The organism is Methylocystis sp. SB2 (genome assembly GCF_049817085.1).
Lineage (GTDB): Bacteria > Pseudomonadota > Alphaproteobacteria > Rhizobiales > Beijerinckiaceae > Methylocystis > Methylocystis rosea.
The window spans coordinates 2,427,465-2,452,430 of the sequence record NZ_CP187401.1; the positions used below are offsets into that span (position 1 = coordinate 2,427,465).

Below are 24,966 nucleotides of genomic sequence, written 5' to 3' on the forward strand. Positions count from 1 at the left end.
CGCGCTTCAGGCGCCTTCCTCTTGCGCTCCATAGTCGGCGTAGGCTTTTTCGAGCAAGGCGACACAGGTCTTCAGACGCTGATACTCCGCCTTGTCGACCAGGACATTCTCCACATCTGGCGCGGGGCCGGGCGTCGGCGGCTTGGCGGCCTGGATCGCCTCGAACATGGCGGCTTGCAGGCGGAAGATGCGCTCGCTGGCGCGTTCGAGATAGGGCAGCGGATTGGCGCGAATATTCGCCTCATGCAGCGCGTCGAGTTCCAGCAATTTGCCGAAGCGCCGCTCCCTGAGGCGGTTCGATAAGCCGAAATCATGTTCGATGACGCTCATGATCGTCGCTCCTTGTGGGCCGGATCTTTGGCCAGAAGTTCTGATGGGCTTCAATTCTTGCATCACAGCGCGCAACGCATGGCTCGTCAATTGCACGGGCAGGGCGCGTCGCTGAGACAGCGTGGTTTTGCAAAGCGCGCGCCAAACGAGGAGCCGGCGGATGAACGAACTCTATGCGATTTGTCAGACGGGGGAGATCGAGGACGGCGACGCCACGGGCTTCATTCTGATGCGGATCGAGGAGACTGGCGAGCCAAAGCCCTGGCCGATCCTGATCACGCGCAAAGGCAATAATTTCTATGGATTCGAGAACGCCTGTCCGCATAAGGGCGAGCGTCTCGACGCGGAGGCAGGGCATTTTCTCGATGAAGAGGGGAATTTCCTCACCTGCGGCCATCACCAGGCGCAGTTCGATCTCGACACGGGGCATTGCTTCATCGGTCCCTGCCAGGGCAAGAAGTTGCAATCCATTCAAATCGTGATTGATGACGGCGACGTTTGCCTCACCGGCGTGGAGCTCGCGGAGGAGGATGGGCTGGGTCTCGAAGAGCCGGACGAGGCTCCCGAAGTCATGATCACGTCTGACTGAGGCAAGACCGCCCAGCTTTGATCATTTGTCTTGACGGAGCCTTCGAGAAGGCGCCGGCTTCCTGCCTCGCATCGGGGACATGTCCCGTTGCTGCGCGAGCTTTATTCGAACCGCGCAACCTGACGAGCCCTTAGTCGCCAAGCTCGCACTCAAATGACGTCGGTCGAAAATGGCGCCGCATGCGCCAAGGCGCTTGCGGCGAAGCGCATCCTTACGCGTCCGGCGGACCCATGTCGTCGCCGCTCTTTTTCTTTTTCTTATCGACCTTGGCCTGCGCATAGGAGCCGGAGTTCTTCAGCGCGATCGGCTTCTGACCCTCGACATATTGCGAGATCCAAAACAAAGTGCGTTCGCGCGCCGATTGCGCGGCGGCTTCATTGAAACTCTCCGCGGCGTCGAAATTGAAGCCGTTGCGGGCTTCGGGATAGGAGAAGGCGCTTACGTCGGGTCGTTGGGCGCGAAATTGGACGATTTCTTCCATCGGCAACGACGGATCATTCTCGGGCAGGTGCAGCAGCGTCGGAATTTTCCGCTTCACCCAGCGTTCCTCTGAAATTCCGGCCGGATAATAGCTGATAGCACAGGCGACGTCGCTGAGGCTATTGGCCGAAACATAGGCGAGATAGCCGCCCCAATCATAGCCGACGATCGCCACCTTGCCGACGCCCTTGACGGCGTCGACAGTAGCCTGAATGTCCTGCAGGGCCGTCGTGACGGAAGGACCGTCGCTCTCGCCTTCCTGAGACGCAAGCGCTGGCGCGATCGCGACATAACCCTCGGCCGCGAAGCTTTCGACTTCCTTTTGCAGATGTGGGGTGACGCCGTAGACGTCCGGCAGCACGACGACGGCGCCCTTGGGAGCCTCAGCGGGTTCGGCTCGATAGGCGGAAAAACTGCGTCCGTCTCCGGAAGTAAGTTCGATCATGACGGCCTCGATGTGCAGGAAGATTACGGAAGCTCTCGAAGAGAGACGGCGGAATCATCTCACGCCTGCACATCCCATTGCGAATATCATGCCTGCATGACGAGACGCATCGTTCAACGTTTAGGCAAGCGACTCTCGGCTTAGGAGTCGAAAAATCCCAATTCCAGCTTGGCTTCGTCGCTCATCATGCTTTGATGCCACGGCGGATCGAACACGAGATTGATTTTTACGCTCGCGACTCCATCGACCGCATCGACAGCCTTCTTCGTCATCCCGACCATTTCGCCCGCGACGGGACAACCCGGCGCCGTCAACGTCATGTCGATGTCGATATCGCGACGATCGATCACGTCGATGCGATAGATCAGTCCCAGATCGTATATGTTCACCGGAATTTCCGGGTCGAACACGGTCCGCAGCGCAAGGACGACTTCTTCATAAAGCGCCTGCGCCTCGGGCGAAGAATCGCTGCGGCCGACGCTACTGTTCGGCTCGGAAAGCTGTGTCATGTCGCTTCCTGGTTCCATCTGAGTATCCTGCGTGGCGCGAGCCGCGTACGCGACTGCTCTGTTCAAACGAGCAAGTAAGGCGCCAGTCAGCTTTGCTGAGGCTGGACTGAAATTTGCAATCATTCCACGTCCACGGTCCGCGGCGTCATGGTTGAGCGCCTTCGTCTACGAAGCGCATTTCTCACAGAGCGCCGTGTTACAATCCTCACAAAGGCTCGGTGCAGTATGTCGGATACGCCTGAAGAAGAATTTGAGCTGCCTCAACTTTACAAGCGACATGTCTTTGCTTGTTTCACGCAGCGGCCGCCGAACCATCCGCGCGGCAGCTGCGGCTCGCTCGGCGCGCAGCCGCTTTGGGACCGGCTCGGCAAGCGCGTTGAAGCGGACGGCGGCGGTGAGATCGGCTTCACCTCCGCGGGGTGCATGGGCTTTTGCTCGGCGGGGCCCCTGATGGTGGTTTATCCGGAGGGCGTCTGGTATCGGCCGACGACGGCCGAAGACATTGACGAGATTTACGACTCGCATCTCAAGGGCGGCAAGCGCGTCGATCGCCTGGTGATGATCTTGTCGCGCTAGCGCTCCCGAGCGTTCAAGACACCGCGCTGGAGGCCGCGAGCAACTCGCGCGCCTCAGCGTGGATGCGCCCGACCATCGACTTGAAGCCGTTGGAGCGCTGCGGCGTCAGATGTTCGCGTAGGCCAAGGCGCTCGAATAGCGCGACAGGATCCGCCTTCAGGATTTCCGCGCCAGTCTTGCCGGAGCAGAGCGCCAGCAAGATTGCAACGAGGCCGCGGACAATATGCGCGTCGCTGTCGCCGCGGATCATCAACGCCGGTTCGCCGCCGTTAGCGTCCGAAATCGTCGTCGCCAGCCAGACCTGGCTGGCGCAGCCCGAGACTTTATTCTGATCGTTCTTCAGCGCATCCGGAAGCGGCTCGAGCATTTTGCCGAGCTCGATGACATAGCGGTAGCGGTCCTCCCAATCGTCGAGCAGGGAGAAATTTTCGATGATGTCGTCGATCGTCGTCATGTTTCGACCATTCCTTCAGCTTTGAGCCGATCGCGGCGCTGGCGCGACGCCACGCGCAAGGCTTGGAGGCATTCGATGTTCGACGCCAGATCAAGCGCCGAAAATCCATCGACGTTCTCTTCCAGGGGATCCGCGCCAAGCGCCAGCAAGAGCGTCACGACCGCGGTCTTGCCCGCCGACGCCGCATAGATCAGCGCCGTCGAGCCGTCGGGATTGCGATGGTGAAGGTTGGCCCCGGCGGCGGAGAGCAAGTCGATGGCCTCCACGCTGTCCTGCTTGCACGCCAACCAAACCGCGTTGTTGCCATCACGCGTCATGGCGTCCAGATCTCCGCCCTCGGCGATGATTTCGCGCAACGCCTCGACGTTCGCCTCGGCCGCCGCTCGAAGAAGCGGCGTGAGGCCGTCGGCGCCGACGGCGTTCACGCCTTCCGTTCGAAAGCCTTGCATCGTCAACCATTGCGTCAACTGCGGGGTAATGCCGTCACTCCATCGCAGCGCCGACGAGACGTCGGCGTGTATTGAACTAAAGTAGCCCCAACTGCACGAGCGGCTTGGCGCCGCCGCGCCCGAGGACAGTGTCAACCTTCTGCCGCACATTCTCGATCTTCAGCGGTTTCACCAATATGCCATGCGCGCCATGTTTCATCGCGTCGACCGCGAGCGCCTCGTCGGCTTTATCGCAGACGATTAATATGCGCACGCCGGCGAAACGCTCCGCCAATTCCTTAAGGACCGAGACGCCATTGCTCTTCAGAAAAGAAGCCCCGAGCAGAACGACATCGGGCTTCAGCCAGCCGACGCCCTTTTCATAGGCCTCCTGGATGCTGGCGATTTCGTGGGTCTCGATCTCGTCGTGCAGCATGAACTGGAGCGCGGCGCGCACGATCTCGTCTTCGTCGAGGACGAACACCCGCCGTTGATCGACCGCCTTCGCGGTTTCGACGCCAATCTGCATCCCTGCTCCTTTCGAATACGCCGTCAAATGCCGTGCGGATATAATGAAGCAAGCTCTGTTCCAAATGTCGGGGATCAACGAGGGCGTGCGATGTTCTGTTCACAACAAATGTCGTGACTGTCGGCTTCCCTCACATAAGCGGCCGATGTGGGCTGCGCTCATCGATTGATCAAATCACAAGAAAACAATCGACTAGCAACAATTGCCGCACTGGCATGGCGGTTGCTACCAGTTGAGCGCGAGTGAGGGCTGAACGCACGCCTACGTTACGCCGAGCGATGTGTTCCTTCCCTTAACCCGCGACCAGTTTCTGATGCATAGGAACTGCCCAGTAACTCTGGGTAGCTGTCGAAGGGCTCAAGAGGAGACAGACATGTCGTCACTACGGCAAATCGCATTTTATGGCAAAGGGGGCATCGGCAAGTCGACGACGTCCCAGAACACGCTCGCCGCTCTGGCCGAGATGGGTCATCGCATTTTGATCGTCGGCTGCGATCCGAAGGCGGACTCGACGCGCCTCATCCTGCACGCCAAGGCGCAGGACACCATCCTGAGCCTCGCCGCCAATGCAGGCAGCGTCGAGGATCTGGAAATCGAAGAAGTGATGAAGGTTGGCTATCTCAACATTCGTTGCGTTGAGTCGGGCGGACCGGAGCCTGGAGTTGGCTGCGCGGGCCGCGGCGTCATCACCTCGATCAACTTCCTCGAGGAAAACGGCGCGTACGAGGACATCGACTATGTGTCCTACGACGTGCTCGGCGACGTGGTCTGCGGCGGGTTCGCCATGCCGATCCGTGAGAACAAGGCGCAGGAAATCTACATCGTCATGTCCGGCGAGATGATGGCGATGTATGCCGGCAACAACATCTCCAAGGGCATTTTGAAATACGCCAATTCCGGCGGCGTGCGCTTGGGCGGTCTGGTCTGCAACGAGCGTCAGACCGACAAGGAGCTCGAGCTTGCGGAAGCTCTGGCGAAGAAGCTCGGCACGACGCTGATCTACTTCGTGCCGCGCGACAATATCGTGCAGCACGCGGAACTGCGCCGCATGACGGTGCTGGAATATGCGCCGCAGTCCGAGCAGGCGAATCATTACCGCAACCTCGCGGTGAAGATCCACGCCAACCAGGGCAAGGGCATCATTCCGACGCCGATCACGATGGACGAGCTCGAAGACATGCTGATGGAGCACGGCATCATGAAGGCGGTCGATGAGAGCCAGATCGGCAAGACCGCTGCCGAACTCCAGGCGATCGCCTAACCCGTCAACGCATGAGCGTCGACCTCCCGCACGCGGGAGGTCGACGTTATGTTGTCAGCGGAGCGTGACGTGATGGTGCACGCCTTCCCCAATATCGAGAGCGCCGGCGCCGCATCCACGGCGATGGAGAGCGGGCCAGGCGTTCGTGACGCTGAAAGCGCCTATCGCGAGCTGACTGGCGTTTTGCCCGAAGCGGCGAATATCGACGCCGACGCGCATTTCGACCGCCACGTTCTGGCGTCGATCCTCGCCTTAGCGTCGAGCGAGGGCGGAAGTCTCGCGGCGCAAGCCGGTCTGACGGACGCTGAACTCGGCGATCTCTTTTCTCACTACTTCGCTGCGCGAAGCATCGAATCTTCCGACGACCGCGAGACGAGTCTCGCCGACGCGGACGAAATCGAAATGGTGCGGGATCTCCTTCTTGAGAATTGCTCCAGCGAGGGCGAATTGGGTCGCTGGCTCGCCGCGATGATCGCGCGCCGCGCCATGGAGCCCAACCATCTGTGGGAGGACCTCGGGCTTCGCGACAGAACAGAATTGACGCGGCTGATCGCGCGTCATTTCGCGCCGCTTGCGCGGCGCAACGACAAGAACATGCGCTGGAAGCGGTTCATCTACCGCATGATGTGCGAGAACGACGGTTTCGTCATGTGCAGCACGCCCGTGTGCTCGAACTGCGCGGATTACGTGCTCTGCTATGGCGCGGAAACCGGGACGAGCCGCGTCGCGTCGTCGGCGCAATCGCCCGCGACGCCTGCCGGACAGACAGTGTAAGTTCATTCGAACAACTTTTGTCGAGTTTTCGACAATCTCATAATTTGCTGGTCGGACTGGCGGTTTTTGCCCGCGTTGGCGATGGCATGTCGATTGCTTGATACAGGCATAGGCAAGTTCATCTCGGAGGCTCCAGTATGATCACGGTCTCGCAGGCAGCCGTCGCCGCGGTAAAGGATGCGATGGCGCGGGCCTCTCAACGAGAGGGTGGTCTGCGCATTCTGGTCAAGGAAGGCGGCTGCGCCGGCTACGAGTATGTCGTCGATCTTGATCCGCAGCAGAAAAACGACGACATCGTCGTGGAGGCGGACGGCATACGCGTGCTGATCGATCCGGCCTCGCGTCCGCGCCTTGAAGGCATGACGCTCGGCTTTCGCCAGGATCTCGCCGGATCCGGATTCACCTTTGAGAATCCCAACGCAAGCTCCACCTGCGGCTGTCAAAAATCCTTCAACTGAAGGAGCGCCCGGATGCGTGAAGCGTTTTTGCGGTTGTTCCTTGGTTGCATAGAAGCGGGCGCCTCGAGCGTTCGTATGAGTCGATGACGACATATGTGCCCCGAAAGAGTTGGCTCCCTCCCGTCGCTTCGCCGACGCAGAGAGCGCTGGATGTGGTGTTGAACGACACCACGCTTCGGGACGGCGAACAGGCCCCGGGCGTCGCTTTCACCTGCGAAGAAAAGCTCGAAATCGCACGCGCCCTGGCGCGCGCCGGCGTTACCGAACTCGAAGCCGGAACGCCGGCCATGGGCGGCGTGGAGATCGCGATGATCCGAGCGATCGTCGACGCCCAATTGCCGCTGCGCGCCATCGCCTGGTGCCGGATGCGCGTCGAGGACGTCGACGCGGCGCTGGCGTCGGGCGTCTCCATGGTCAATCTCTCCGTGCCCGTCTCCGAGACTCAAATCAGAGCGAAATTGCGCGGCGGACGCGCCCAAGCGCTGGAGATGACGCGGCGCGTCGTCGCCTACGCGCGCGACAAGGGTCTCGACGTCGCGGTCGGCGGCGAAGATTCTTCGCGGGCCGAACCCGAATTCCTGATGGAGACGATGGCGGTCGCGCAAGCCGCCGGCGCGCGCCGATTCCGGGTCGCCGATACGTTGAGCGTGCTCGATCCTTTCGCCGCGTTCGATCTGATCGCTAAACTGCGCGCGCAGAGCGATCTCGAAATCGAAATCCACTGTCATGACGATCTGGGCCTCGCCACCGCCAACACCCTGGCGGGCATCAAGGCGGGCGCGACGCATGCGTCGGTCACCGTGATGGGTCTCGGCGAGCGCGCCGGCAATGCGCCGCTTGAAGAAGTCGCGGTGGCGGCGCGTCAGTTGCACAAATATGAAACCGGCATTGTGCTCACCGAATTGCGGAACGTCGCGGCGCTTGTCTCCGCCGCGGCGCGCCGGCCGATCCCGCTCAACAAATCCATCGTCGGCGAGCACGTCTTCACACATGAATCCGGCATTCACGTCGACGGTCTGCTCAAGGACCCGCGTACCTATGAAGCCTTCGATCCGAGCATGCTCGGCCGCGCGCATGAGATCGTGATCGGCAAACATTCCGGCTCAGCGGCCGTCACCGCGATGCTGCGGCGATTGGATCTGTCGGTCAGCGTCGAGGAGCTCGGCGAGATCGTCTCCTGCGTGCGCGCCCATGCGCTTGATCACAAGGGGCCGGTCAGCGGCGAAGCCTTGACTTCGATCTGGCGCAATGTCTGCGCGAGCACTCATGCGAGAGGCATGTGAGCGTCATGCTCGAACGAGTCGCCACAATGACGAACCAGGCAGCGCAGACCAAGGCGGCGCCCGCGGCGCCCGCGCCGACGCGTTTGCAACTGATCCGCGAGGATCTGGCGTGCGTGGCGACGCGCGATCCCGCCGCCCGTGGACGTTTCGAGACGCTGCTCACATATCCTGGACTGCACGCCGTCATTTGGCACCGCCTCGCCAATTGGCTGTGGATCAATGAACATCGCTTCTGGGCGCGTCTGCTCTCCTGGTTCGCGCGCTTTCTGACCAATGTGGACATTCATCCCGGCGCGACGATTGGTCGACGCTTTTTTATCGATCATGGCGCCGGCGTCGTCATCGGGGAGACGGCGGTCGTCGGCGATGACGTGACGCTCTATCACGGCGTGACGCTCGGCGGCGTCTCCTGGTCGCCGGGCAAGCGCCATCCGACTCTCGAGGACGAAGTCATCGTCGGCGCCGGCGCAAAGATTCTCGGTCCGATCACGATCGGCCGCAATGCGCGTGTCGGCGCCAATTCCGTTGTGATCGAAAGTGTGATGCGCGACGCGACGGTGGTGGGAATCCCGGCGAAGATCGTGCACCGCGACGTCGGCCGCTGCACATTCGATGGCCGCATCAACCTCAATCACCATCTGATGCCGGATCCGGTCGGTGAGGCATTCTCGGTCCTGCTCGATCGCGTCGAGTTCTTGGAGACGCGCGTGTCACATCTGCAAAGGCGTCTGCGGGAACGCCAATCGACCATCAAGGCCCCTGATGGCGCCGCGCCAAAGGCGGAGCCGGCGGAAATCACATGAAGGAGACCAAAATGTCGGAGCCCGCCGTTCTGGAGCAATTGAAAAAGGCGTCCTGCGCCGAAGAGTTCTTCTCGCTGCTTGGCGTCGAATATGATCCGAAAGTGGTCAATGTCGCGCGCCTCCATATTCTGCGGCGCATGGGACAATATCTCTTCAGCGAGGATCTAGCCGAGCTGGACGACGCGACGGTGACCCAGCGCTGCAAGGATTTTTTGGAGCGCGCCTATCAGGACTTCCTAACGTCGACGCCGATCGACGAGCGCCTGTTCAAAGTTCACAAAGACGCCGTCAAGCCGGCGGCGCCGCCGTCATTGGTGCAGCTCAACGTTCTGAAGTGAACGTCTAAGGATCAACGGGGACAACTCGAATGCATATCGTCGTCTGCATGAAGCAAGTGCCCGACTCGGCGCAGATCCGCGTTCACCCGGTGACCAACACGATCATGCGCCAGGGCGTTCCGACGATCATCAATCCATATGATCTGTTCGCGATCGAAGAAGCGTTGCGGCTGCGCCAAAAATTCGGCGGCGCGGTCACCATTCTTACCATGGGCCCGCCTTCCGCCGAGGACAGTCTGCGCAAGGCGCTGAGCTTTGGCGCCGATCGCGCGGTGCTGTTGACCGACCGCTTCTTTGCCGGCGCGGACACGCTGGCGACGACCTATGCGTTGGCCACGGCGATCCGCAAGATCGGCGTGGAGTTTGGTCCGCCTCACGTCGTCTTCACCGGCAAGCAGACCATCGACGGCGACACCGCGCAGGTCGGCCCCGGCGTCGCCAAGCGGCTCGGCCTGATGCAGCTCACCTATGTCTCGCACATCGACAACGTCGATCTTGAGGCGGGAACGATCGACGTCGAGCGGCGCAGCGAAGGCGGCGTTCAGAAACTGCGCAGTAAAATGCCCTGCCTGATCTCCGTCCTCGAAGGCGTCAACGAGATGCGCATTGGTTCGCTGAGCGACGCGCTGGCGGCGGCGCGCGCGACGATCATCAAATGGAGCGCGCAGGACGCCGGCGTCGAGGACATCACCAAATGCGGACTGCGGGGCTCGCCGACGATCGTCAAGCGCGTCTTCGCGCCGAAGCCGCGTGCGGAAAAGGCTCAGTTCATTGAACTCGGCGACAAGCCGGGAGACGCCTTCGTCGATGAATTGTTCAAGCGCCGGCCGAAACTCGAATCCGAGCTCGGACACTTGACGCGCGGCTATTGATCTTGAAACAGGAGCGCGACACATGAACGACACGGCTAAGGCTCCTGCTCCGGCGGGGCGCGCGGCGGCGAAAAAAGAGCTGCCTGAACATCTCAAAGCCTACAAGCACGTCTGGGTCTTCATCGAGCAGGAGCGTGGACAAGCGCATCCCGTGTCTTGGGAACTGATGGGCGCGGGGCGGATTCTCGCCGATAAGCTCGGCGTCAATCTCGCCGCGGTCGTTGTCGGCGCACGCAACGAGGCGACGCAGGCGGTCGTGCGGGAAAGCTTCAACTACGGCGCAGATCTCGCCTATCTCGTCGCGGACGACATCCTCACGGATTACCGCAATGAGAGCTACACCAAGGCGATGACCGATCTCGTCAACGCCTATCAGCCGGAAATCCTGCTGCTGGGCGCGACGATTTTGGGGCGCGATCTTGCCGGCTCTGTTGCGACGACGCTGCTGACCGGCCTCACCGCCGATTGTACGGAACTCGACGTCGATGCGGAAGGTTCGCTCGCCGCGACGCGTCCGACGTTCGGCGGTTCGCTGCTCTGCACGATCTTCACGCTGAACTATCGCCCGCAGATGGCGACCGTTCGCCCGCGCGTGATGCCGATGCCGGAGCGAGTCGAAAAGCCGCTCGGCCGCGTGATCGAACATCCGCTCGGCCTGGTGGAAGACGACATTGTCACGAAAGTATTGTCGTTTCTGCCCGACCGCGATTCGACAAAGTCCAATTTGGCGTTCGCCGACGTGGTCGTCGCGGGCGGTCTCGGTCTCGGCTCTCCGGAAAACTTCCAACTCATCCGTCAGCTGGCGAGCACAATCGGCGCGGAATTCGGGTGTTCGCGCCCGCTGGTGCAAAAGGGATGGGTCAGTTCTGACCGGCAGATCGGCCAGACCGGTAAGACGATCCGACCCAAGCTTTATATCGCCGCGGGCATTTCCGGCGCGATCCAGCATCGCGTCGGCGTCGAGGGCGCGGATTACATCGTCGCGATCAACACCGACAAGAATGCGCCAATCTTCGATTTCGCTCATGTTGGAATCGTCACCGACGCGGTACGGCTTTTGCCTGCACTCACGGAAGCGTTCTCGAAACGATTGTCTCCGCATCAGCGCGACCGTCTAGCGAGCTAGAGGAGATAGGCATGATCGAAGAAAGATTCGACGCGATCGTCGTTGGCGCCGGCATGGCGGGCAACGCCGCCGCCCTGACCCTGGCGCGCAAGGGCCTCAAAGTCCTGCAGTTGGAGCGCGGCGAATATTCCGGCTCCAAGAATGTGCAGGGCGCGATCCTCTATTCCGACATGCTTGAGAAGCTTGTCCCGGATTTCCGTGAGGACGCGCCGCTGGAGCGCCATCTCGTCGAGCAGCGCTTTTGGATGATGGACGACAACTCCCATACGGGACTCCATTATCGCTCGGACGAATTCAACGAGGAGCGTCCCAACCGCTACACCATCATCCGCGCGCAATTCGACAAATGGTTCTCCAAGAAGGTTCAGGAGGCCGGCGCGGTCGTGTTGTGCGAAACTACGGTCCTGGAGCTGCTGCAGGACGCCTATGGAAAAGTCATCGGCGTGCGCACGGACCGCAAGAACGGACAGGTCGGCGCCGATGTCGTCGTGCTGGCGGAAGGCGTGAGCGGGCTGCTCGGAACAAGAGCCGGCCTGCGCAAGACGCCCGACAAGAGCAATGTCGCTCTGGCGGTGAAGGAAATGCACTTCCTCCCGCAGGAAACTCTGGAAGCCCGCTTCAATCTGCGCGGCGACGAAGGCGCGGTCATCGAAGCGGTCGGCACCATCTCGCAAGGCATGACCGGGATGGGCTTCATTTACACCAACAAGGAGTCGATTTCGCTTGGCATCGGCTGTCTGGTCGCCGACTTCGAGAAGACGGGACAGACGCCCTACGGACTGTTGGAAAAGTTCAAGCAGCATCCATCGGTGGCGGCGCTCATCGCAGGCTCGGAGGTCAAGGAATACGCCGCGCATCTGATCCCCGAAGGCGGCTTCAAGGCGATCCCACAGCTTTATGGCGACGGCTGGGTCGTCGTTGGCGACGCCGCGCAGTTGAACAACGCCATACATCGTGAAGGCTCAAATCTGGCGATGACCTCCGGACGGATCGCCGCGGAAGCGATCTTCCAGATCAAATCGCGCCGCGATCCGATGACCAAGGAGAATCTGGCGCTCTACAAGAAGATGCTCGACGAGTCCTTCGTCATGAAGGATTTGAAGAAATATCGCGACATGCCGGATCTGCTTCACATTCAGGCGCAGAACTTCTTCCTGACCTATCCGCAGCTCGTCTCGAAGGCGATGACGAATTTCCTGCGCGTCGACGGCACGCCGAAGCGCGAAAAAGAGAAGACCACGTTCCGCTCCTTCCTGGCGGCGCGTTCGCTGACAGGACTGGTCGGCGACGCCTTTCGGCTGGCGCGCGCGTGGAGGTAGTTGGGCGTGATGCCCCTCTAGCAACGGAGTAGGACAATGAGCGCAGAAGCAGCTGTCCGGGTGGAGGACAAGCTCTACCTTAATCGCTATCTCGTCGACGCCGGCCGCGCCCACATCAAGGTGCGTCCGCACACCACGCCTTCGCCGCAACTGCTCAGTCTGGTGAACGTCTGTCCGGCGCACTGCTATGAAATGAACTCGACCGGGCAAGTCGAGATCACGACCGACGGCTGCGTCGAATGCGGCACGTGCCGGATCATCGCCGAGCCGAGCGGCGACATCGAATGGAACTATCCGCGCGGCGGCTACGGCGTGCTGTTCAAATTCGGCTAAATCAATCGACGCCGATCAGCTGCGCAAGGCGAGCCGGGAATGAAATTCTACATGACGCCCGGATCCTGCTCCACGGGCATACACATCCTGCTCGAAGAGATCGGGCTGGTTTTCGAGGCCTATATCGTCAATCTGGTCAAAGGCGATCACCTCAAGCCGGACTATCTGGCGATCAACCCGAATGGGACGATCCCGACTCTGTTGCGCGACGACGGCGTCGCGCTGACGGATTTTCACTCCATCGCCCTATGGCTTGCGGAGACCTATCCGCGCCGCAAGCTCCTGCCGGAAAGCGCGGATGCGCGCGAGTCGGCGTTGGCCGCCATGCATTTTTGCGTTCAGCATATTCACGGCGAAGGCTTTCGACGCGTGTTCACGCCGGAGCGCTACGCCGGGCGACAGGCCGACGTCGAGGCGATCAAGGCCGAAGGACGCGAAATCGTCGTGGCGGCGCTGATCGCGATCGATACGGAACTTGCGGGCAAGGACTATGTCGCCGGCGGCTTTTCGATCGCCGACGCGGCGCTCTTCTATGTGGAGTTTTGGGCCGACAAGACGGGCATGACGCTGCCGCGCAATTGCCAGGCGCATTACGCGCTTATGAAAACGCGTCCGGCCGTGCGTCAGGTGCTCGCCGAAGAAGGCTATCGCAGCTGATTCGACGCGCGGGCTTCAGCCGATAGGCCGTGTGAGGCGCACAGTTTTCTTGATTTCGTTAGACATCAACATTGAGTGATGCATGCACTGCGCGCTCAATGGCGCTTGTCATGCGCATTGTCCGGATCGTTGCGCATCCAATCGGCCAGCTTTGCGAAATTTTCGCGCAGGCTTTCGCGTATGCCGACGTCTTCGATCGTCGCATCCAGCGCGCCGTTCATGCACAGCATCCAGGCGTCGCGCTCGGCGGGACCGATGCGCAAATGGCCATGCCGCATGCGCAGACGCGGATGCCCCTTCTTGGCGGAATAATCCTTGGGGCCGCCGAGCCATTCGGCCAGATAGACCTTCAAAATGGCGCGCGTCGGTCCCAGGTCGTCCGCGTGAACGGCGCGTATGCCGCGCGCTTCCGGTAGTTCGTCCATGTTGCGGTAGAAGGTTTCGACGAGTCGGTCGACCGTGTCGAAGCCGCCGATGCGATCGTATATGGATACGGTATGTTCGATAGTGGTCGTCGTCACGGCCTCGAGCCTCAGTGATAGGATACGGTAACGGGCCGCGTCCAATGGCGTGCGCGAGCCGCTTTGGCGATCACGCGATAGGCCGCGTCCGCTATGGCGCGCCCATATTCGTCGGTGCCCGTCCAAGTCGAGGCGCGCCCGCGCGGATCGACCTCGACGAGTTTTACATTTTGCGGCACGACGACCCCGTCTCGCGCGATGCCGCGCAGGAACCCGTCCATCGGCGAAAGGACGCGGTGACCGTCGAGGAGGCCGAGGAGGTAATCCTTGAAGATTCGCGCGCCAACGTCGAGCGGCGTGCGCCAGACGCCATCTCGGGCGGAATAGACGAAGCGTCCGCGGCCGACGCCGCCAAGATAGCGTGGAACATGGTCGTTGGGCCGAGTTTCGCCGGTTTCGACGAGCTCGCCGGCGTGTTCGGGATGCGTCTCGATGGCGACGTCGCAGTTCAAGCCGGCGGCGAAATGCGGGCCGAGGCCGATGGCGAGATTGGCGATCTTGCGCAGATTGGTCGTCATGCGGTTCTTTTGCATTCGGGCGTCGATCAACACGTCAGGCGTGCGGAGCGCGAGGAGATCGGTCAGTTGCAGCGAGGTCACCGCGACGACGCCGGTTGCGGTCAACACCCGTACGATGTCCAGCGCAGTCTCGCCGCGGTAGCCCTGAATGCCGTCGACTTCGGCGCGATCTTGGAACAGAGCGTCGTGGAACGACATGCCACGCCGAATGACCGGCGGGTAAGGGTCGTGACTGAGCACGACGCGGTAGCCTTCCCGCGTCAGACGCGCCGCAACCGCCGAAGCAATCTCATTCGCGCCCAAAACGATCACGAAGGGGGCGCTTCGCTTGGACAGAAATTCGCAGAATCGCACGTGTGTCATCGTCCCCCCGCGCCCCAGCGAAAGCAAGACCCACGCCAGCGACTGAAGCGACGCGCGTCTTCGCCGCGTCGCCAAATGCGCTACAAAGCCACGTAAATGAACTTTCCCGCCTTCAGTCCGGGATAATTTTCGCGCAAGGCGTTCGCGATCTTTCCGACGAGCGTCTTGTCGGCGGCGGCCGAGGCGCCAACAAAATCAGTTCCCTGCATCCAGGTTTCGAAGAAACAGTGCAGAGTCTCGTCGTAGTCGGCGCCGGTGGGATTGGCGGTCTTGTCGCTAAGCTCGGCGACTCCCGCGGCGCTGACCTCGAGACGCCAGTCGCGGTCGTCTTCGACGGACCCCATCAGACTGGCGAGATCGTCATTCGTCCAATCGGTCTTCAGATCCACCGCCATGCTCGCCCACCTTCCTTGCGTGATCGCGGTCTCGCAATATGCGGACCAGCGTTGTTCAGGGTTCTGCGAAGATCGGCGCGACGCCTTCGGCGTCGATATAGACGACGCCGTCTTCGATCCGCACCGGATATTCGGCGAGCGGCGTCGCATGCTCGTGGGTGGGTTGACCGCTGTTCATGTCCCATGACCAGAAATGCAGCGGACAGGTCAGCGTCGTCCCATCGAAATCGGCGTCCGCCAAGGGAACGTTGGTGTGCGGACAGACTCCCTGAAACGCCTTTACGACGCCGTCTTCCGGCCAGGCGAGAACGATGAGTTGCGCGTCGGCGATGACCACGCGCATTCCGCCCTCCATGAGGGTGTCTTCCTTGCAGACGCGAACAAACATGAAGGCGCTCCGTGCTGCTGGCTGCGAATTTGCATCGACGGCGAGCAAGATTCGAGCCGTGACCGACGGGAGGCGACGCCGTGCATAACAAGCGCTTGGAGGCGTTTCGCAATGATCCGGGCGGCGCCTGGACGCCCGCCGATTTTGAAATCACCGCCTCGCAATATGCGATCAAGTTCCGCAAGGTGACGGGAACGCATGTCGTGTTCACGCATCCTTCCGTGCCGAATTGCGTCGCCATCCCCATGAAGGCGAAGGTGAGAAGCGTTCACGTGAAGGCCTTCGTCGCGATGGTGGACCTCATGGATGAGTTGGACAGATGAGCGAGGCGCCCGTCTATCGAACCGAGCTCGGCCGCGGACCGCCAGAAGAGGGCGGCTATTACGTGCTGTCTTATCCAGATATTCCCGGCTGCTTTGGCGTCGGCGGCACCGAGGCGGAGGCGGTGGAAGACGGGCGCAGGGCGCTGATCGCCGTGCTCGATGCGCTAAAGGCCGTCGACCGGCCGCCGCCCGAGGCGCGGGGGGAGAGCGCGTGAGGACGGAAAATCATGGCTCCGACACGGCGGCGCTGCAGGAGTCTGCGGGATGCGTCAACGCTGTGCCGGCGCTTTCCGTTCCGATGGGGTTCCGGCTGTTGGCGCTGCGTTGCTTTCACAATGATCCTGATCCGCCTGCCTTCGCCTGGCTTAACCAGCGCATCTTTCGCACGCCCGACCGCATGGGTCGGCACGGGCTGTTTTTTGGCGCCGCTTTTCGGCCGGAGATCATGGAGTGGCTGATCGCGCGCGTCGGCCGGCCGTCGTCGCGCGAGAGCGGCAAGCCGCAGCGCAATCCCGACTGGCCAAACATTTTCTGGCGTCGCGCGGAACGGGCGTGGTCCGACGACACGCGCACCACGGAATGGTCGATCGAGGTCACGTTTGCGAGCGAGGAAGTGGCGAACGCCTTTCGCGAACGCTGGCGCGAGCGACTGTCCGGCGGATTCGACGACTGAATCTGCTACGCCGCATGCGCCGTGTCGAGGCCGCGGAAGATCGCGCAGCGGCGGAAAACGGCGACGCTCGGCGGGACATTCTTCTGGTGGCAGAACTTCGCCGTGAGCTTCGCCAACCCCTTTATGTCGCGGCCCGTGGCGGCGGGGAAAATCTCGACGAGGTCGTCGATGAGCGCGTCATCGACGTTGAGCGCGAATTGCTCGGTCATCACGCGCCAGATCCGGCGCTTCGCGTCAGCGTCTGGCGGGTTGTATTTGATCAGCGCGATGCAGCGCGAGACGATCGCCTCGTCGATGTCGTCGACGCGGTTCGTCGTCAGGAAGAGCAGACCATTGAAATATTCAAGCACGCGCAGGAAAACGCCGACGACGGCGTTCATCGCGATGTTGTCGTCGCGGCGCTTGATGTAGACGTCCGCCTCGTCGATCAACATCACCGCTCCCCAGCGCTGAGCGCGCGTCAAAATCTCTTTTAGCGCCGTCTCCATCGTGCCGACATTGAGGCCCAGTTGCCCCGAATGCACGCGGTACAAGGGACGCTGGATGATTTCCGAATAGACTTCCGCGGTCAGCGTTTTGCCAACGCCGGGCGGTCCGGCGCAAAGCACCGTGGTGCCGCCGGATTTGCCCTGGACGATGTCATCCATCAGCACGTCCATTTCGGCGGTCAGAATGTCAATGAGATCCGTCTGCTCCTCCGGCAGCACCAGCTTGCTCTTCAACTCGGGCTGATAGCGATATAGCCGCATCTCGTCGACATGCACCCAGACGTGATGATGCAGATCGAGATGAAACATCAGAATGTAGGGATGCACGGGAACTTGCGTGAAGAGTCCCGGCGGAATCTGTTCGCGCAGCTCGGCGATTTCGTCCTCGCCGGAAAAATTGTTGCTCTTGCCCGCCTTGCGCAGGAAATGCCCGAGCACGTCGCCCGGCGCCTCCAATGTCAGATTGCGCGCTGACAGCACCGCCTCGTCGTTGACGAGGCGCGCCTCGCCGCCGCTCGTCGAGAGCACGATGACGTCCTTGCGGGTCCAGTCCGTGTCGCGATGCGTGGCGTTGGGGTCTTCGGCGTGAAAGCCGGAGCCTTTGCCGGAAAATTGCGTGCCATAGCGGCCGCGCCAATCGAAATACGTCTCGCTCGCCGCGTCGAAGGCCTCGATCAGGGCCGGCGTTTCGCGCAGAAAACCCTTGGCGGCGAGGATTTCGCTGATCGTTCGGCCGACGATGTCGGGCGCCATGATGCGCATGAGATTGGTTTGCAGCGTGCCCTTGGCGTTGGCCTTCAGTTCCACCAGGATCTTGCCGGCCTCGTCGTTGGAAGTCGGCACATAGTCGAAACGCGTCACGACATAGGGCAGCGCCTTGGCGGCGACGCTGGCCGTGAACAGCCAGCCGCGTAACCCATCGGTCGTCATGTATTTGACCAGCGCCGGCAAGACGTCCTCAAGATCGCCTGCCTCAAAACGCTTGCCCTGAGACTCCAGCGCCGAGCGCAACGTCGCAAGCTGCGCGGCTCTGGCGCGCAATTCGGGACCCGAATGCTGATACAGCTCCTCGAGGAAATCGAATTCGGGGCCGGAGAGATGCGCAAGATCGAGTTCGACTCTGTCGCCGAAGCGCAGTTGCGACGAGAGCCCCGAATGGGCGGGAAAGCGCGCAATCAGCGCCTCGACATGCGGCCTTTCGATTTGGATGTTCATGTTCGCTCGCGCATCTCTTCAGGGTAGGCGGGGAGCGTCAGCATGCGCGGGTCTTCCAGCGCGGCGCCGACGGTGAAGTGGTAGACGTCCTGAAAGGCGTATTGCTCTGGCGACAGACCCAGCATCGCGTGGATCTCGTCGTCGAAGAAGCAACCGATCCCCGTGCCGGAGAGGCCAATGGCGCTGGCCCAGAGATAGAGCGCCTGGCCGATCGCGCCGGCCTCCCAGTGCAACCGGCGATAGCCGAAGCCGCCATCCTCTTGAAGCGTGCGATCGAAATCGGCGATCATCGCGACGGCGAAGCAGCCCTTGCCGGCGATCGCCTGGCGGCAGGCGTTCATGCTCGCCTCGCGTTCGACGGCGCCGCGCCGCAGACGAAAAAGTTTGAGCGGCCCGATTTCGATCGGCGTCCAAAGCAGCGCCAGCGCCGACATCTCGCGCAGCCGCGCCGTGGTTTCGGCGTCGCGCTGCAGCAGATAGAGCCCGGGCTCCACGCCCTCGACGCGATGCACGAAGAGCAGCAGATTTAGCCGCGGCGGCCAGGGGAAAGGCGCCAGGCAAGGCTCGGCGCCGGGAAGCGTCGACGTCAGCATCGCGCAAAACGCCTCCTGCGAGAGGCGGGCGATCCCGTCCATGCGCTGCGCGCTGCGCCGACGCCGCACCACGCGCCCGATGTCCGGCAGCGGGAACGGGAAGGCGGCTTTCGGCGCCATGCGTGACAAGGGCTCCACTGCCGGCGTGCGCGGCTTGACGCAGAATCGCGCCGCGCGGTCGACGAGCGGCCAGCCGTCGTGGTCGTCGCTCAAGCGATTTGCCGCGCCCGTCCAGGTTCGCGGCGCGCGCGCAAGTCCGGCGAAGTCGATGTCGGGCGGCGCGTTCCCATCAGCCGCGATCCACAAGAGCGCATCGGGATGTTCTTCTTCGCGCCGATGAGAAGCGTCCGGCCGATCGAGTCCGAGCAGCGCCGCAATGTCGGCGTCGCCCGGTTCGCACAAAAGATGCGCGCGCCAGCCCAGCGCGGCGGCGGCCTGCGCGGCGGCGCCGATCGCATGGCCGACATCGAGTTGGCAATAGCGAAACGCCCGCTCGCCATATTTCCAGCTCTCGCGCCAGGGGACGGAACTCAGTGCGAGCAGAAAGCCGCCCTCGGGCAGAATGAGCGGCGTTTCAAAATCAGCGCGCCGCTCCAGCGCATGATCTTCCTGCGCGTAGTGATAAAGGGCGGCGGTCTCGCTGAGTCCCTCGGCGGCGTTGGCGAGGAGATAGGTTTCGGTCGGATGCAGATTGCCGGAAGACGGATTGTTGCGCAGCGCCCACGTCGAGCCTTCGTAACTTTTCCAGGCGCTGATCCCGAAGCCGAGCTCCATGAACAGGCCGAGCGCCATGCGGTCGAGCGGCGCGGCGCGCAGCGCAGGGCCGGGGAAAGGCGCGGTCTCTTCGCGATCGCGTAACGGCAGTTCGATCCGCGGCGCGCCGTCGAAGCGCCGGAAGGGCGAAGGCTGCGAGGTCCAATCGAGAAAAGCCGGCCCAAGCGCATAGCGCGTCGGGGCATGTTTCGTGCGCAGGTGATAGCCGCGGATGTCGCTTGGCAGGTCGTCTGCGTCCTGCGGGCGTTCTTTCAGGCTCTGAATTTCGGTTTCGGCGTCAGCCATGCGGCCTCCTCGTCGACTTCTTAATTCAAGAAGGGCGCCCAGTTTTGTGGTTGGAGAATAGCCAACGAGATCAATGATCTTTACAGGTCCGGGAAGGAGTGCGCCCAGATAGCGAGGAAGAATGTCGCACAAGACCGCGACAGTGGAGACGCAACCCGGGGCTTTTGGCCGATAGGTGACATTGTCGGTTCGCCGCGGCTCGGGTCTGCGGCGACCCCAAGGGTATGCTTCTTGCTACTTTCTGCGCTCTGTTCCGCATCTTGATCGGACGACGCGATGGACGAAACTCTGCGTGAAGTGATTGTGGCCAAGAAGAGCGAGGAGGCCCACAATATGGCCTCGTTCGAACTGGTCGATCCCACCGGCGCCGAACTGCCGACCTTCTCGCCTGGCGCGCATGTCGACGTCACGGTTCCCGGCGGTTTGGTGCGGCAATATTCCTTGTGCAACAGCGCTACGGAACGCCATCGCTACGTCATTGGCGTCTGGAACGACGCCAACAGTCGCGGCGGCTCCAAGGCGCTGCATACGCAGGTGAATGTCGGCGACAAATTGCAGGTGGGCTTGCCGAGAAATCGGTTTCGCGTGCCGCGGCAAACGAAACGCGCGATCTTGATGGCGCGCGGCATCGGCGTGACGCCGATCCTGAGCATCGCGGACCATCTCAAGCGCCAGGATATTCCCTTCGATCTGCACTATGTCTACGCAATGATGTCGCCGGGTTCATTCAGCGAGATGATCGCGACATCGAATTTCGCGGAGAATACGAAATTTTATTATGAGGCGAGCGAACTCAATCAGCTGCTCAATCCAGTGACTCTTCTGCAGGACCAGCCGGAAGAGACGCAGCTCTTCATCTGTGGCGTCGATTGGTGGCAGGATCCGATCATTCACCTCGCCGAGCAGAAAGGTTGGGCGAAGGAGCGGATCCACGTCGAACGATTTACTGCGAAAGTGCCGCCGGCCGTGCTCGACAAGGTCTTCGAGGTCAAGATCGCCAGCACGGGCGCCGTGTATAAGGTCCCCGGTGACAAGACCGTCACGGCTTTCCTCGAAGAGCAGGGCATCAAAATTCCCACGTCCTGCGAACAGGGCATGTGCGGAACCTGCAAGATCCAAGTCATCGAAGGCGAGCCGGACCATCGCGACAAGCGTCTCTCCGATCAGGAGAAGGCGGAAGGCTTTTTCCTGGCCTGCGTCTCGCGCGCCAAGAGCGATCTGCTGGTGCTGAATTTGTAAGGCTGCGTGCGGGCGCCTTATGGCTTAGACACGGCCCACTCGAAACCCTTGATCGTTCCGCCTGACCGCGCTAGTGTCTACTTATGTTGACACTAGCTGAGCGACCCCGCTTGGCGGCGGCCACCGGGAGGAAGCCCCGCGCCGTCGTGATCGGCAGCGGCTTTGGCGGCCTTGCCGCCGCGATCCGGCTGAGCGCTCGCGGCTACAGCGTCACTGTTCTGGAAAAGCGCGATGCCCCCGGCGGCCGCGCCTCTGTCTATCGTCAAGACGGATTTACGTTCGACGCCGGGCCGACGATCATCACGGCGCCCTTCCTTTTCGAAGAGCTTTGGACGCTCTGCGGGCGCCAGATGGCCGATGATATCGACCTGAGGCCAATGTCGCCCTTTTATCGCATTCGTTTCTCCGACGGCGTCTGCTTCAACTACAGCGGCGACATGGATGCGATGCGGGCCGAGGTCGCCCGCTTCTCGCCGCAGGACGTCGACGGCTTCACGCGCTTCATGGATAAAAGCCGAGAGATCTGTCGCATCGGCTTCGAAGAGCTTGGCGATGTTCCCTTCTCCTCGCCGCTCGACATGGCGCGCATCGCCGGCGATCTCATCCGCCTTCAGGGCTACCGCAGCGTCCATGGGCTCGTGTCGCAATTCTTTCGCGACGAGCGGTTGCGCACAATCTTCAGCTTCCATCCGCTGCTCATCGGCGGCAGCCCGTTTCGCGCCAGCGCGATTTATTGTCTGATCGCGGCGCTGGAAAAACGTTGGGGCGTGCATTTCGCGATGGGCGGCACGGGCAGCCTGCTCTCTGGTCTTGTCAAACTCATAGAAAGTCAGGGCGGCGAGATTCGCTGTAATGCGGAGGTCGGCTCCATCATCGTCGAGAAGGGCGTCGCCAAGGGCGTGCAATTGGCGTCGGGCGAACGCATCGACTCGGACATCGTGGTTTCGAACGCGGACTCAGCCTGGACCTATCGCTATCTTTTGCCTGCTTCCGCTCGGCGTCGGTGGAGCGATCGCAAGCTCGATCGTGCCAGCTACTCGATGGGACTTTTCCTCTGGTATTTCGGCGTGCGGCGCAGATATGAGGACGTCGCGCATCATACGATTCTGCTCGGGCCGCGTTATCGCGAGCTGCTGAAGGACATCTTTCAGCACAAGACCCTCTCCGAAGATTTCAGCCTGTATCTGCATCGACCGACAGCGACGGACCCGACGCTGGCGCCGCCAGGCTGCGACACATTTTACGTGCTTTCGCCCGTGCCCAATCTCGAAGGCGGCCAGGACTGGTCAGCGCTCGCGGAGCGCTATCGCCAGAGGATCGCGCAGGCGCTCGAAGCGACGATCCTGCCGGGCCTCACTTCGGACATCGTGACGTCGCGCGTTGCGACTCCGCTGAGTTTCGAAACGGACCTCAACGCCTTCCACGGCGCAGCCTTCGGACTGGAGCCGATACTGACGCAAAGCGCCTGGTTCCGCCCGCATAATGCGAGCGAGGACGTGCGCAATCTCTTTCTTGTCGGGGCAGGCACGCACCCCGGCGCCGGACTGCCGGGCGTTCTGTCGTCGGCGCGGATACTCGACAAGGTGGCGCCCGATGCATCCGTTTTCGCCTGACGTCGCATTCGCCGCTCGAGACGATCATGCCGCCTGCCGGGAGGCGATCAGACAGGGGTCGCGTTCTTTTTTCGCGGCCTCGTTGATCTTGCCGAGTCGCGTGCGCGCGCCGGCCTATGGGCTTTACGCTTTCTGCCGACTTTCGGACGATGCGGTTGATGTCGAAGGCGGCTCCTTTTCCGCCTTGGAACGGCTGCGGGAGCGATTGGCGGGCGCCTATGAGGGCCGTCCCAATCCCGTCGCCGCGGACCGCGCTATGGCGGATCTCGTGCGCCGTTACGCCATTCCGCGCGCCGTGCCGGAGGCGCTGCTTGAAGGTCTCGCATGGGACGCCGAAGGGCGCCGCTATGAGACGCTCGACGAACTCTTCGATTACGCCGCGCGCGTCGCCGGAACCGTCGGCGTGATGATGACGTTGCTGATGGGCGTGCGCGAGCCGCAGACATTGGCTCGCGCGTGCGATCTCGGGATCGCCATGCAACTGACCAACATCGCGCGCGACGTCGGCGAGGACGCGCGCGCCGGCCGGCTCTATCTGCCGCGTTGCTGGCTGCGCGAGGCGGGCGTCGATCCCGAAGGGCTTCTCGCGCGTCCCGGCGCAACGCCGGCGCTCAAAAGTGTCGTCGCGCGGCTGCTACGCGAAGCCGATGTGCTCTACACGCGCGCGCGGCGCGGCATCGCGCAACTTCCTCTTCCATGCCGGCCTGCCATTCTCGCCGCCGCGCTGCTTTACGCCGAAATCGGGCGCGAACTCGAAGGGCGCTACGCGCTCGACTCGATCACGCAACGCGCGCGCGTCGGCGGCGCGCGCAAGCTGGCGCTCGTTGCGAGAGCCGGCTTCGCATCGCCCTGGCTTTCGGGTGGCGCGCCATTGCCGCCGCTCGACGCCGCGATGTTTTTGATCGAAGCGATTGCGCGGCATCCGGGCCGGCCGCTGCGCGAGGCAGACGACGGCGCCCTGCCGCAGTTCCTGCGCGTGCTCGAAATATTCGAACGTCTCGAGCGCGCCGAGCGCTACGGCGACTAGCAAATGTTTGATGACTACTTCGGTGTGATCGAACTGGTGTTCTCTTTCGGCGTAGTGATCGGTCTCTGCCTCTGGCAACTGTGGTCGCTGGAGAAGGCAAGAAAGCGCCTGCGCGACGAACAGTCGAAGCCTGACGAGAGAGGCTGATCTTGCGCGGCGTCAGGCGCGGCGCGGCATCCGAAACGGCAGCATCAGCCGGACGAGCGGATTCGCGAAGCGATCGAGCGACAGGCTCTCGTTCACCCAACGGATCGTTTCGCCCCGAAACTTCGCCGCAACAAGCGAGCGGGAATAGAAAGGCGCGTCCTCGAAGCTGCGCAGAGCCTGCGCGACCCCATCATCGGCGCGCGTGCGGCGTTGAACGCGCCATTTTGTCAAAGGCAGCGGCGCTAGGGGCGGAGGGTCGAGCGTTTCCATACCCGATGCGCTGAATCGCAAGGCGAGCGACAGCGGAGCTTCGCGGCGTCGCTCGGCGTCGTAGAGGATTGCGGCGTCGTCGCCGATATTGGCGCGCGACCATGTCCAAAAAGCAAAGGCCTTTTCGAGCGGCTCGTCGCCGGCGTTCGTGTCGAAATAGGCGTGGCCTTTCCAGCGCAGGTCTGGCGCATCGAGATCAAGCGACACGCGCGCAACGGGCGCGATCGGCCGCCAAATGTGATTGCCCTTGGTCTCCAGCAAAAATTCCTTCGTGTTGATCGCCAGAGGCTTCACAACAATTTCGCCGCGGATCGGTTTGGGCAGGGGCGCCGCAACCTCGTTGACGCGAATTGTCAGCGCGCCGTCGCGCCATTCCAGCGAGCTCGGTCCGATCAAGAGAACGTCGCGCGTGCGTTTAAGACTTTGGCGGCCACGTTCGGTCATCGCCCAGCGCGCGCCGCGCGGCCCATAAAGCGCGACATTGACGGCGCAATGATTGAAGGGGTCGGCCCATCCCGACCAGGCGTAATAGGGCGAGAAGACGCTGCCGATGAAAGCGATGACCGTCAC

At 62.1% G+C, this 24,966-nt stretch carries 33 protein-coding genes; 20 read left to right on the top strand and 13 right to left on the bottom strand.

The features are described from left to right. Positions 1-6: 6 nt before the first annotated feature. On the bottom strand, positions 7-330 hold the full coding sequence (locus tag ACPS74_RS11975; protein ID WP_029652182.1) for a hypothetical protein: 324 nt from the start codon (positions 328-330) through the stop codon (positions 7-9). A gap of 160 nt (positions 331-490) precedes the next feature. Between ACPS74_RS11975 and ACPS74_RS11980 the strand changes: the two genes are divergently transcribed. Further along, positions 491-919, top strand: a complete 429-nt coding sequence (locus tag ACPS74_RS11980) for a Rieske (2Fe-2S) protein (RefSeq protein WP_018406789.1) — start codon at positions 491-493, stop codon at positions 917-919. Between the two features lie 211 nt (positions 920-1,130). Here the strand turns inward: ACPS74_RS11980 and ACPS74_RS11985 are convergent, their stop codons facing one another. Further along, on the bottom strand, positions 1,131-1,844 hold the full coding sequence (locus ACPS74_RS11985) for a dienelactone hydrolase family protein (RefSeq protein ID WP_029652181.1): 714 nt from the start codon (positions 1,842-1,844) through the stop codon (positions 1,131-1,133). 140 nt (positions 1,845-1,984) lie between these two features. Next, the gene (locus ACPS74_RS11990) at positions 1,985-2,353 is read right to left on the bottom strand and encodes an SUF system Fe-S cluster assembly protein (RefSeq protein ID WP_029652180.1); all 369 of its coding nucleotides are present in this window, start codon (positions 2,351-2,353) and stop codon (positions 1,985-1,987) included. A 225-nt stretch (positions 2,354-2,578) separates the two neighbouring features. Between ACPS74_RS11990 and ACPS74_RS11995 the strand changes: the two genes are divergently transcribed. Beyond that, positions 2,579-2,929: a (2Fe-2S) ferredoxin domain-containing protein gene (locus ACPS74_RS11995; RefSeq protein ID WP_029652179.1), complete on the top strand. Its 351-nt coding sequence runs from the start codon at positions 2,579-2,581 to the stop codon at positions 2,927-2,929. A 13-nt stretch (positions 2,930-2,942) separates the two neighbouring features. Here ACPS74_RS11995 and ACPS74_RS12000 read toward each other — a convergent pair whose 3' ends face one another. From ACPS74_RS12000 to ACPS74_RS12010, 3 genes are all read right to left on the bottom strand, one after another. Further along, the gene (locus tag ACPS74_RS12000) at positions 2,943-3,383 is read right to left on the bottom strand and encodes a SufE family protein (RefSeq protein ID WP_018406793.1); all 441 of its coding nucleotides are present in this window, start codon (positions 3,381-3,383) and stop codon (positions 2,943-2,945) included. Beyond that, positions 3,380-3,832 carry an ankyrin repeat domain-containing protein gene (locus tag ACPS74_RS12005; RefSeq protein ID WP_425622374.1) on the bottom strand — a complete coding sequence of 151 codons (453 nt, stop codon included), beginning with the start codon at positions 3,830-3,832 and terminating at the stop codon, positions 3,380-3,382. Before ACPS74_RS12005 ends, ACPS74_RS12000 begins: the two co-directional genes overlap by 4 nt. A gap of 76 nt (positions 3,833-3,908) precedes the next feature. Next, positions 3,909-4,340 (bottom strand): response regulator, encoded by a 432-nt coding sequence (locus tag ACPS74_RS12010; protein ID WP_018406795.1) that lies wholly within the window; start codon positions 4,338-4,340, stop codon positions 3,909-3,911. A gap of 373 nt (positions 4,341-4,713) precedes the next feature. Here ACPS74_RS12010 and nifH point away from each other — a divergent pair, with 373 nt between their 5' ends. From nifH to ACPS74_RS12065, 11 genes are all read left to right on the top strand, one after another. After that, complete coding sequence (gene nifH, locus ACPS74_RS12015) at positions 4,714-5,601, top strand: nitrogenase iron protein (protein WP_018406756.1); 888 nt, start codon at positions 4,714-4,716, stop codon at positions 5,599-5,601. Between the two features lie 48 nt (positions 5,602-5,649). Then, positions 5,650-6,375 (top strand): nitrogen fixation protein NifQ, encoded by a 726-nt coding sequence (locus tag ACPS74_RS12020; protein WP_425622375.1) that lies wholly within the window; start codon positions 5,650-5,652, stop codon positions 6,373-6,375. A 137-nt stretch (positions 6,376-6,512) separates the two neighbouring features. Further along, the gene (locus ACPS74_RS12025; RefSeq protein ID WP_018406797.1) at positions 6,513-6,833 is read left to right on the top strand and encodes a HesB/IscA family protein; all 321 of its coding nucleotides are present in this window, start codon (positions 6,513-6,515) and stop codon (positions 6,831-6,833) included. 83 nt (positions 6,834-6,916) lie between these two features. After that, positions 6,917-8,116 carry a homocitrate synthase gene (gene nifV, locus ACPS74_RS12030; protein WP_083481321.1) on the top strand — a complete coding sequence of 400 codons (1,200 nt, stop codon included), beginning with the start codon at positions 6,917-6,919 and terminating at the stop codon, positions 8,114-8,116. 26 nt (positions 8,117-8,142) lie between these two features. Next, positions 8,143-8,919 carry a serine O-acetyltransferase gene (gene cysE, locus ACPS74_RS12035; RefSeq protein WP_029649201.1) on the top strand — a complete coding sequence of 259 codons (777 nt, stop codon included), beginning with the start codon at positions 8,143-8,145 and terminating at the stop codon, positions 8,917-8,919. Continuing rightward, a complete protein-coding gene (nifW, locus tag ACPS74_RS12040) occupies positions 8,916-9,257 on the top strand; it encodes a nitrogenase stabilizing/protective protein NifW (protein WP_029649198.1) in 342 nt (113 codons plus the stop codon). The genes cysE and nifW overlap by 4 nt, the downstream gene beginning before the upstream one ends. 29 nt (positions 9,258-9,286) lie before the next feature. Further along, the gene (locus ACPS74_RS12045) at positions 9,287-10,129 is read left to right on the top strand and encodes an electron transfer flavoprotein subunit beta/FixA family protein (RefSeq protein ID WP_029649196.1); all 843 of its coding nucleotides are present in this window, start codon (positions 9,287-9,289) and stop codon (positions 10,127-10,129) included. Between the two features lie 22 nt (positions 10,130-10,151). Beyond that, entirely contained in the window at positions 10,152-11,255 is a 1,104-nt protein-coding gene (locus ACPS74_RS12050; protein ID WP_029649192.1) for an electron transfer flavoprotein subunit alpha/FixB family protein, read from the top strand. 11 nt (positions 11,256-11,266) lie between these two features. Beyond that, a complete protein-coding gene (locus ACPS74_RS12055; RefSeq protein ID WP_018406803.1) occupies positions 11,267-12,574 on the top strand; it encodes an FAD-dependent oxidoreductase in 1,308 nt (435 codons plus the stop codon). 36 nt (positions 12,575-12,610) lie between these two features. After that, a complete protein-coding gene (locus ACPS74_RS12060; RefSeq protein ID WP_018406804.1) occupies positions 12,611-12,907 on the top strand; it encodes a ferredoxin family protein in 297 nt (98 codons plus the stop codon). 39 nt (positions 12,908-12,946) lie between these two features. After that, positions 12,947-13,564: a glutathione S-transferase family protein gene (locus ACPS74_RS12065; protein ID WP_029649190.1), complete on the top strand. Its 618-nt coding sequence runs from the start codon at positions 12,947-12,949 to the stop codon at positions 13,562-13,564. Between the two features lie 95 nt (positions 13,565-13,659). Here the strand turns inward: ACPS74_RS12065 and ACPS74_RS12070 are convergent, their stop codons facing one another. The 4 genes from ACPS74_RS12070 to ACPS74_RS12085 all read right to left on the bottom strand — a co-directional run bounded on the left by ACPS74_RS12070 (position 13,660) and on the right by ACPS74_RS12085 (position 15,749). Then, a complete protein-coding gene (locus ACPS74_RS12070; RefSeq protein WP_029649189.1) occupies positions 13,660-14,085 on the bottom strand; it encodes a group II truncated hemoglobin in 426 nt (141 codons plus the stop codon). 11 nt (positions 14,086-14,096) lie between these two features. Beyond that, entirely contained in the window at positions 14,097-14,966 is an 870-nt protein-coding gene (locus ACPS74_RS12075; protein WP_029649187.1) for a xanthine dehydrogenase, read from the bottom strand. An 80-nt stretch (positions 14,967-15,046) separates the two neighbouring features. Continuing rightward, positions 15,047-15,361 (bottom strand): hypothetical protein, encoded by a 315-nt coding sequence (locus ACPS74_RS12080; RefSeq protein WP_029649185.1) that lies wholly within the window; start codon positions 15,359-15,361, stop codon positions 15,047-15,049. A gap of 55 nt (positions 15,362-15,416) precedes the next feature. Beyond that, positions 15,417-15,749, bottom strand: a complete 333-nt coding sequence (locus tag ACPS74_RS12085; protein ID WP_018406809.1) for a Rieske 2Fe-2S domain-containing protein — start codon at positions 15,747-15,749, stop codon at positions 15,417-15,419. Positions 15,750-15,829: 80 nt separating this feature from the next. On the opposite strand from ACPS74_RS12085, the gene ACPS74_RS12090 reads away from it, so the two are divergent. The 3 genes from ACPS74_RS12090 to ACPS74_RS12100 are packed head-to-tail and all read left to right on the top strand — an operon-like array spanning position 15,830 to position 16,745. Then, on the top strand, positions 15,830-16,072 hold the full coding sequence (locus tag ACPS74_RS12090) for a hypothetical protein (protein ID WP_029649183.1): 243 nt from the start codon (positions 15,830-15,832) through the stop codon (positions 16,070-16,072). Further along, on the top strand, positions 16,069-16,287 hold the full coding sequence (locus ACPS74_RS12095) for a type II toxin-antitoxin system HicB family antitoxin (RefSeq protein WP_029649181.1): 219 nt from the start codon (positions 16,069-16,071) through the stop codon (positions 16,285-16,287). Before ACPS74_RS12090 ends, ACPS74_RS12095 begins: the two co-directional genes overlap by 4 nt. Further along, the gene (locus ACPS74_RS12100) at positions 16,284-16,745 is read left to right on the top strand and encodes a hypothetical protein (protein WP_029649178.1); all 462 of its coding nucleotides are present in this window, start codon (positions 16,284-16,286) and stop codon (positions 16,743-16,745) included. The genes ACPS74_RS12095 and ACPS74_RS12100 overlap by 4 nt, the downstream gene beginning before the upstream one ends. 5 nt (positions 16,746-16,750) lie before the next feature. Here the strand turns inward: ACPS74_RS12100 and ACPS74_RS12105 are convergent, their stop codons facing one another. Together ACPS74_RS12105 and ACPS74_RS12110 are read right to left on the bottom strand one after the other, a co-directional pair. Then, complete coding sequence (locus ACPS74_RS12105) at positions 16,751-18,448, bottom strand: ATP-binding protein (RefSeq protein ID WP_029649177.1); 1,698 nt, start codon at positions 18,446-18,448, stop codon at positions 16,751-16,753. Further along, the gene (locus ACPS74_RS12110; RefSeq protein ID WP_029649176.1) at positions 18,445-20,100 is read right to left on the bottom strand and encodes a SagB/ThcOx family dehydrogenase; all 1,656 of its coding nucleotides are present in this window, start codon (positions 20,098-20,100) and stop codon (positions 18,445-18,447) included. Before ACPS74_RS12110 ends, ACPS74_RS12105 begins: the two co-directional genes overlap by 4 nt. 276 nt (positions 20,101-20,376) lie before the next feature. Between ACPS74_RS12110 and ACPS74_RS12115 the strand changes: the two genes are divergently transcribed. The 4 genes from ACPS74_RS12115 (at position 20,377) to ACPS74_RS12130 (ending at position 24,126) form a co-directional block, all read left to right on the top strand. Then, on the top strand, positions 20,377-21,339 hold the full coding sequence (locus ACPS74_RS12115; protein ID WP_029649175.1) for a PDR/VanB family oxidoreductase: 963 nt from the start codon (positions 20,377-20,379) through the stop codon (positions 21,337-21,339). Between the two features lie 83 nt (positions 21,340-21,422). Continuing rightward, on the top strand, positions 21,423-22,952 hold the full coding sequence (locus tag ACPS74_RS12120) for a phytoene desaturase (protein WP_029649174.1): 1,530 nt from the start codon (positions 21,423-21,425) through the stop codon (positions 22,950-22,952). After that, a complete protein-coding gene (locus ACPS74_RS12125) occupies positions 22,933-23,979 on the top strand; it encodes a phytoene/squalene synthase family protein (RefSeq protein ID WP_239755237.1) in 1,047 nt (348 codons plus the stop codon). The genes ACPS74_RS12120 and ACPS74_RS12125 overlap by 20 nt, the downstream gene beginning before the upstream one ends. 3 nt (positions 23,980-23,982) lie before the next feature. Then, positions 23,983-24,126, top strand: coding sequence for a hypothetical protein (locus ACPS74_RS12130; RefSeq protein WP_157055193.1), 144 nt, complete (start codon positions 23,983-23,985; stop codon positions 24,124-24,126). 12 nt (positions 24,127-24,138) lie between these two features. On the opposite strand, the gene ACPS74_RS12135 is transcribed toward ACPS74_RS12130, so the two are convergent. Further along, entirely contained in the window at positions 24,139-24,966 is an 828-nt protein-coding gene (locus tag ACPS74_RS12135) for a hydratase (protein ID WP_083481294.1), read from the bottom strand.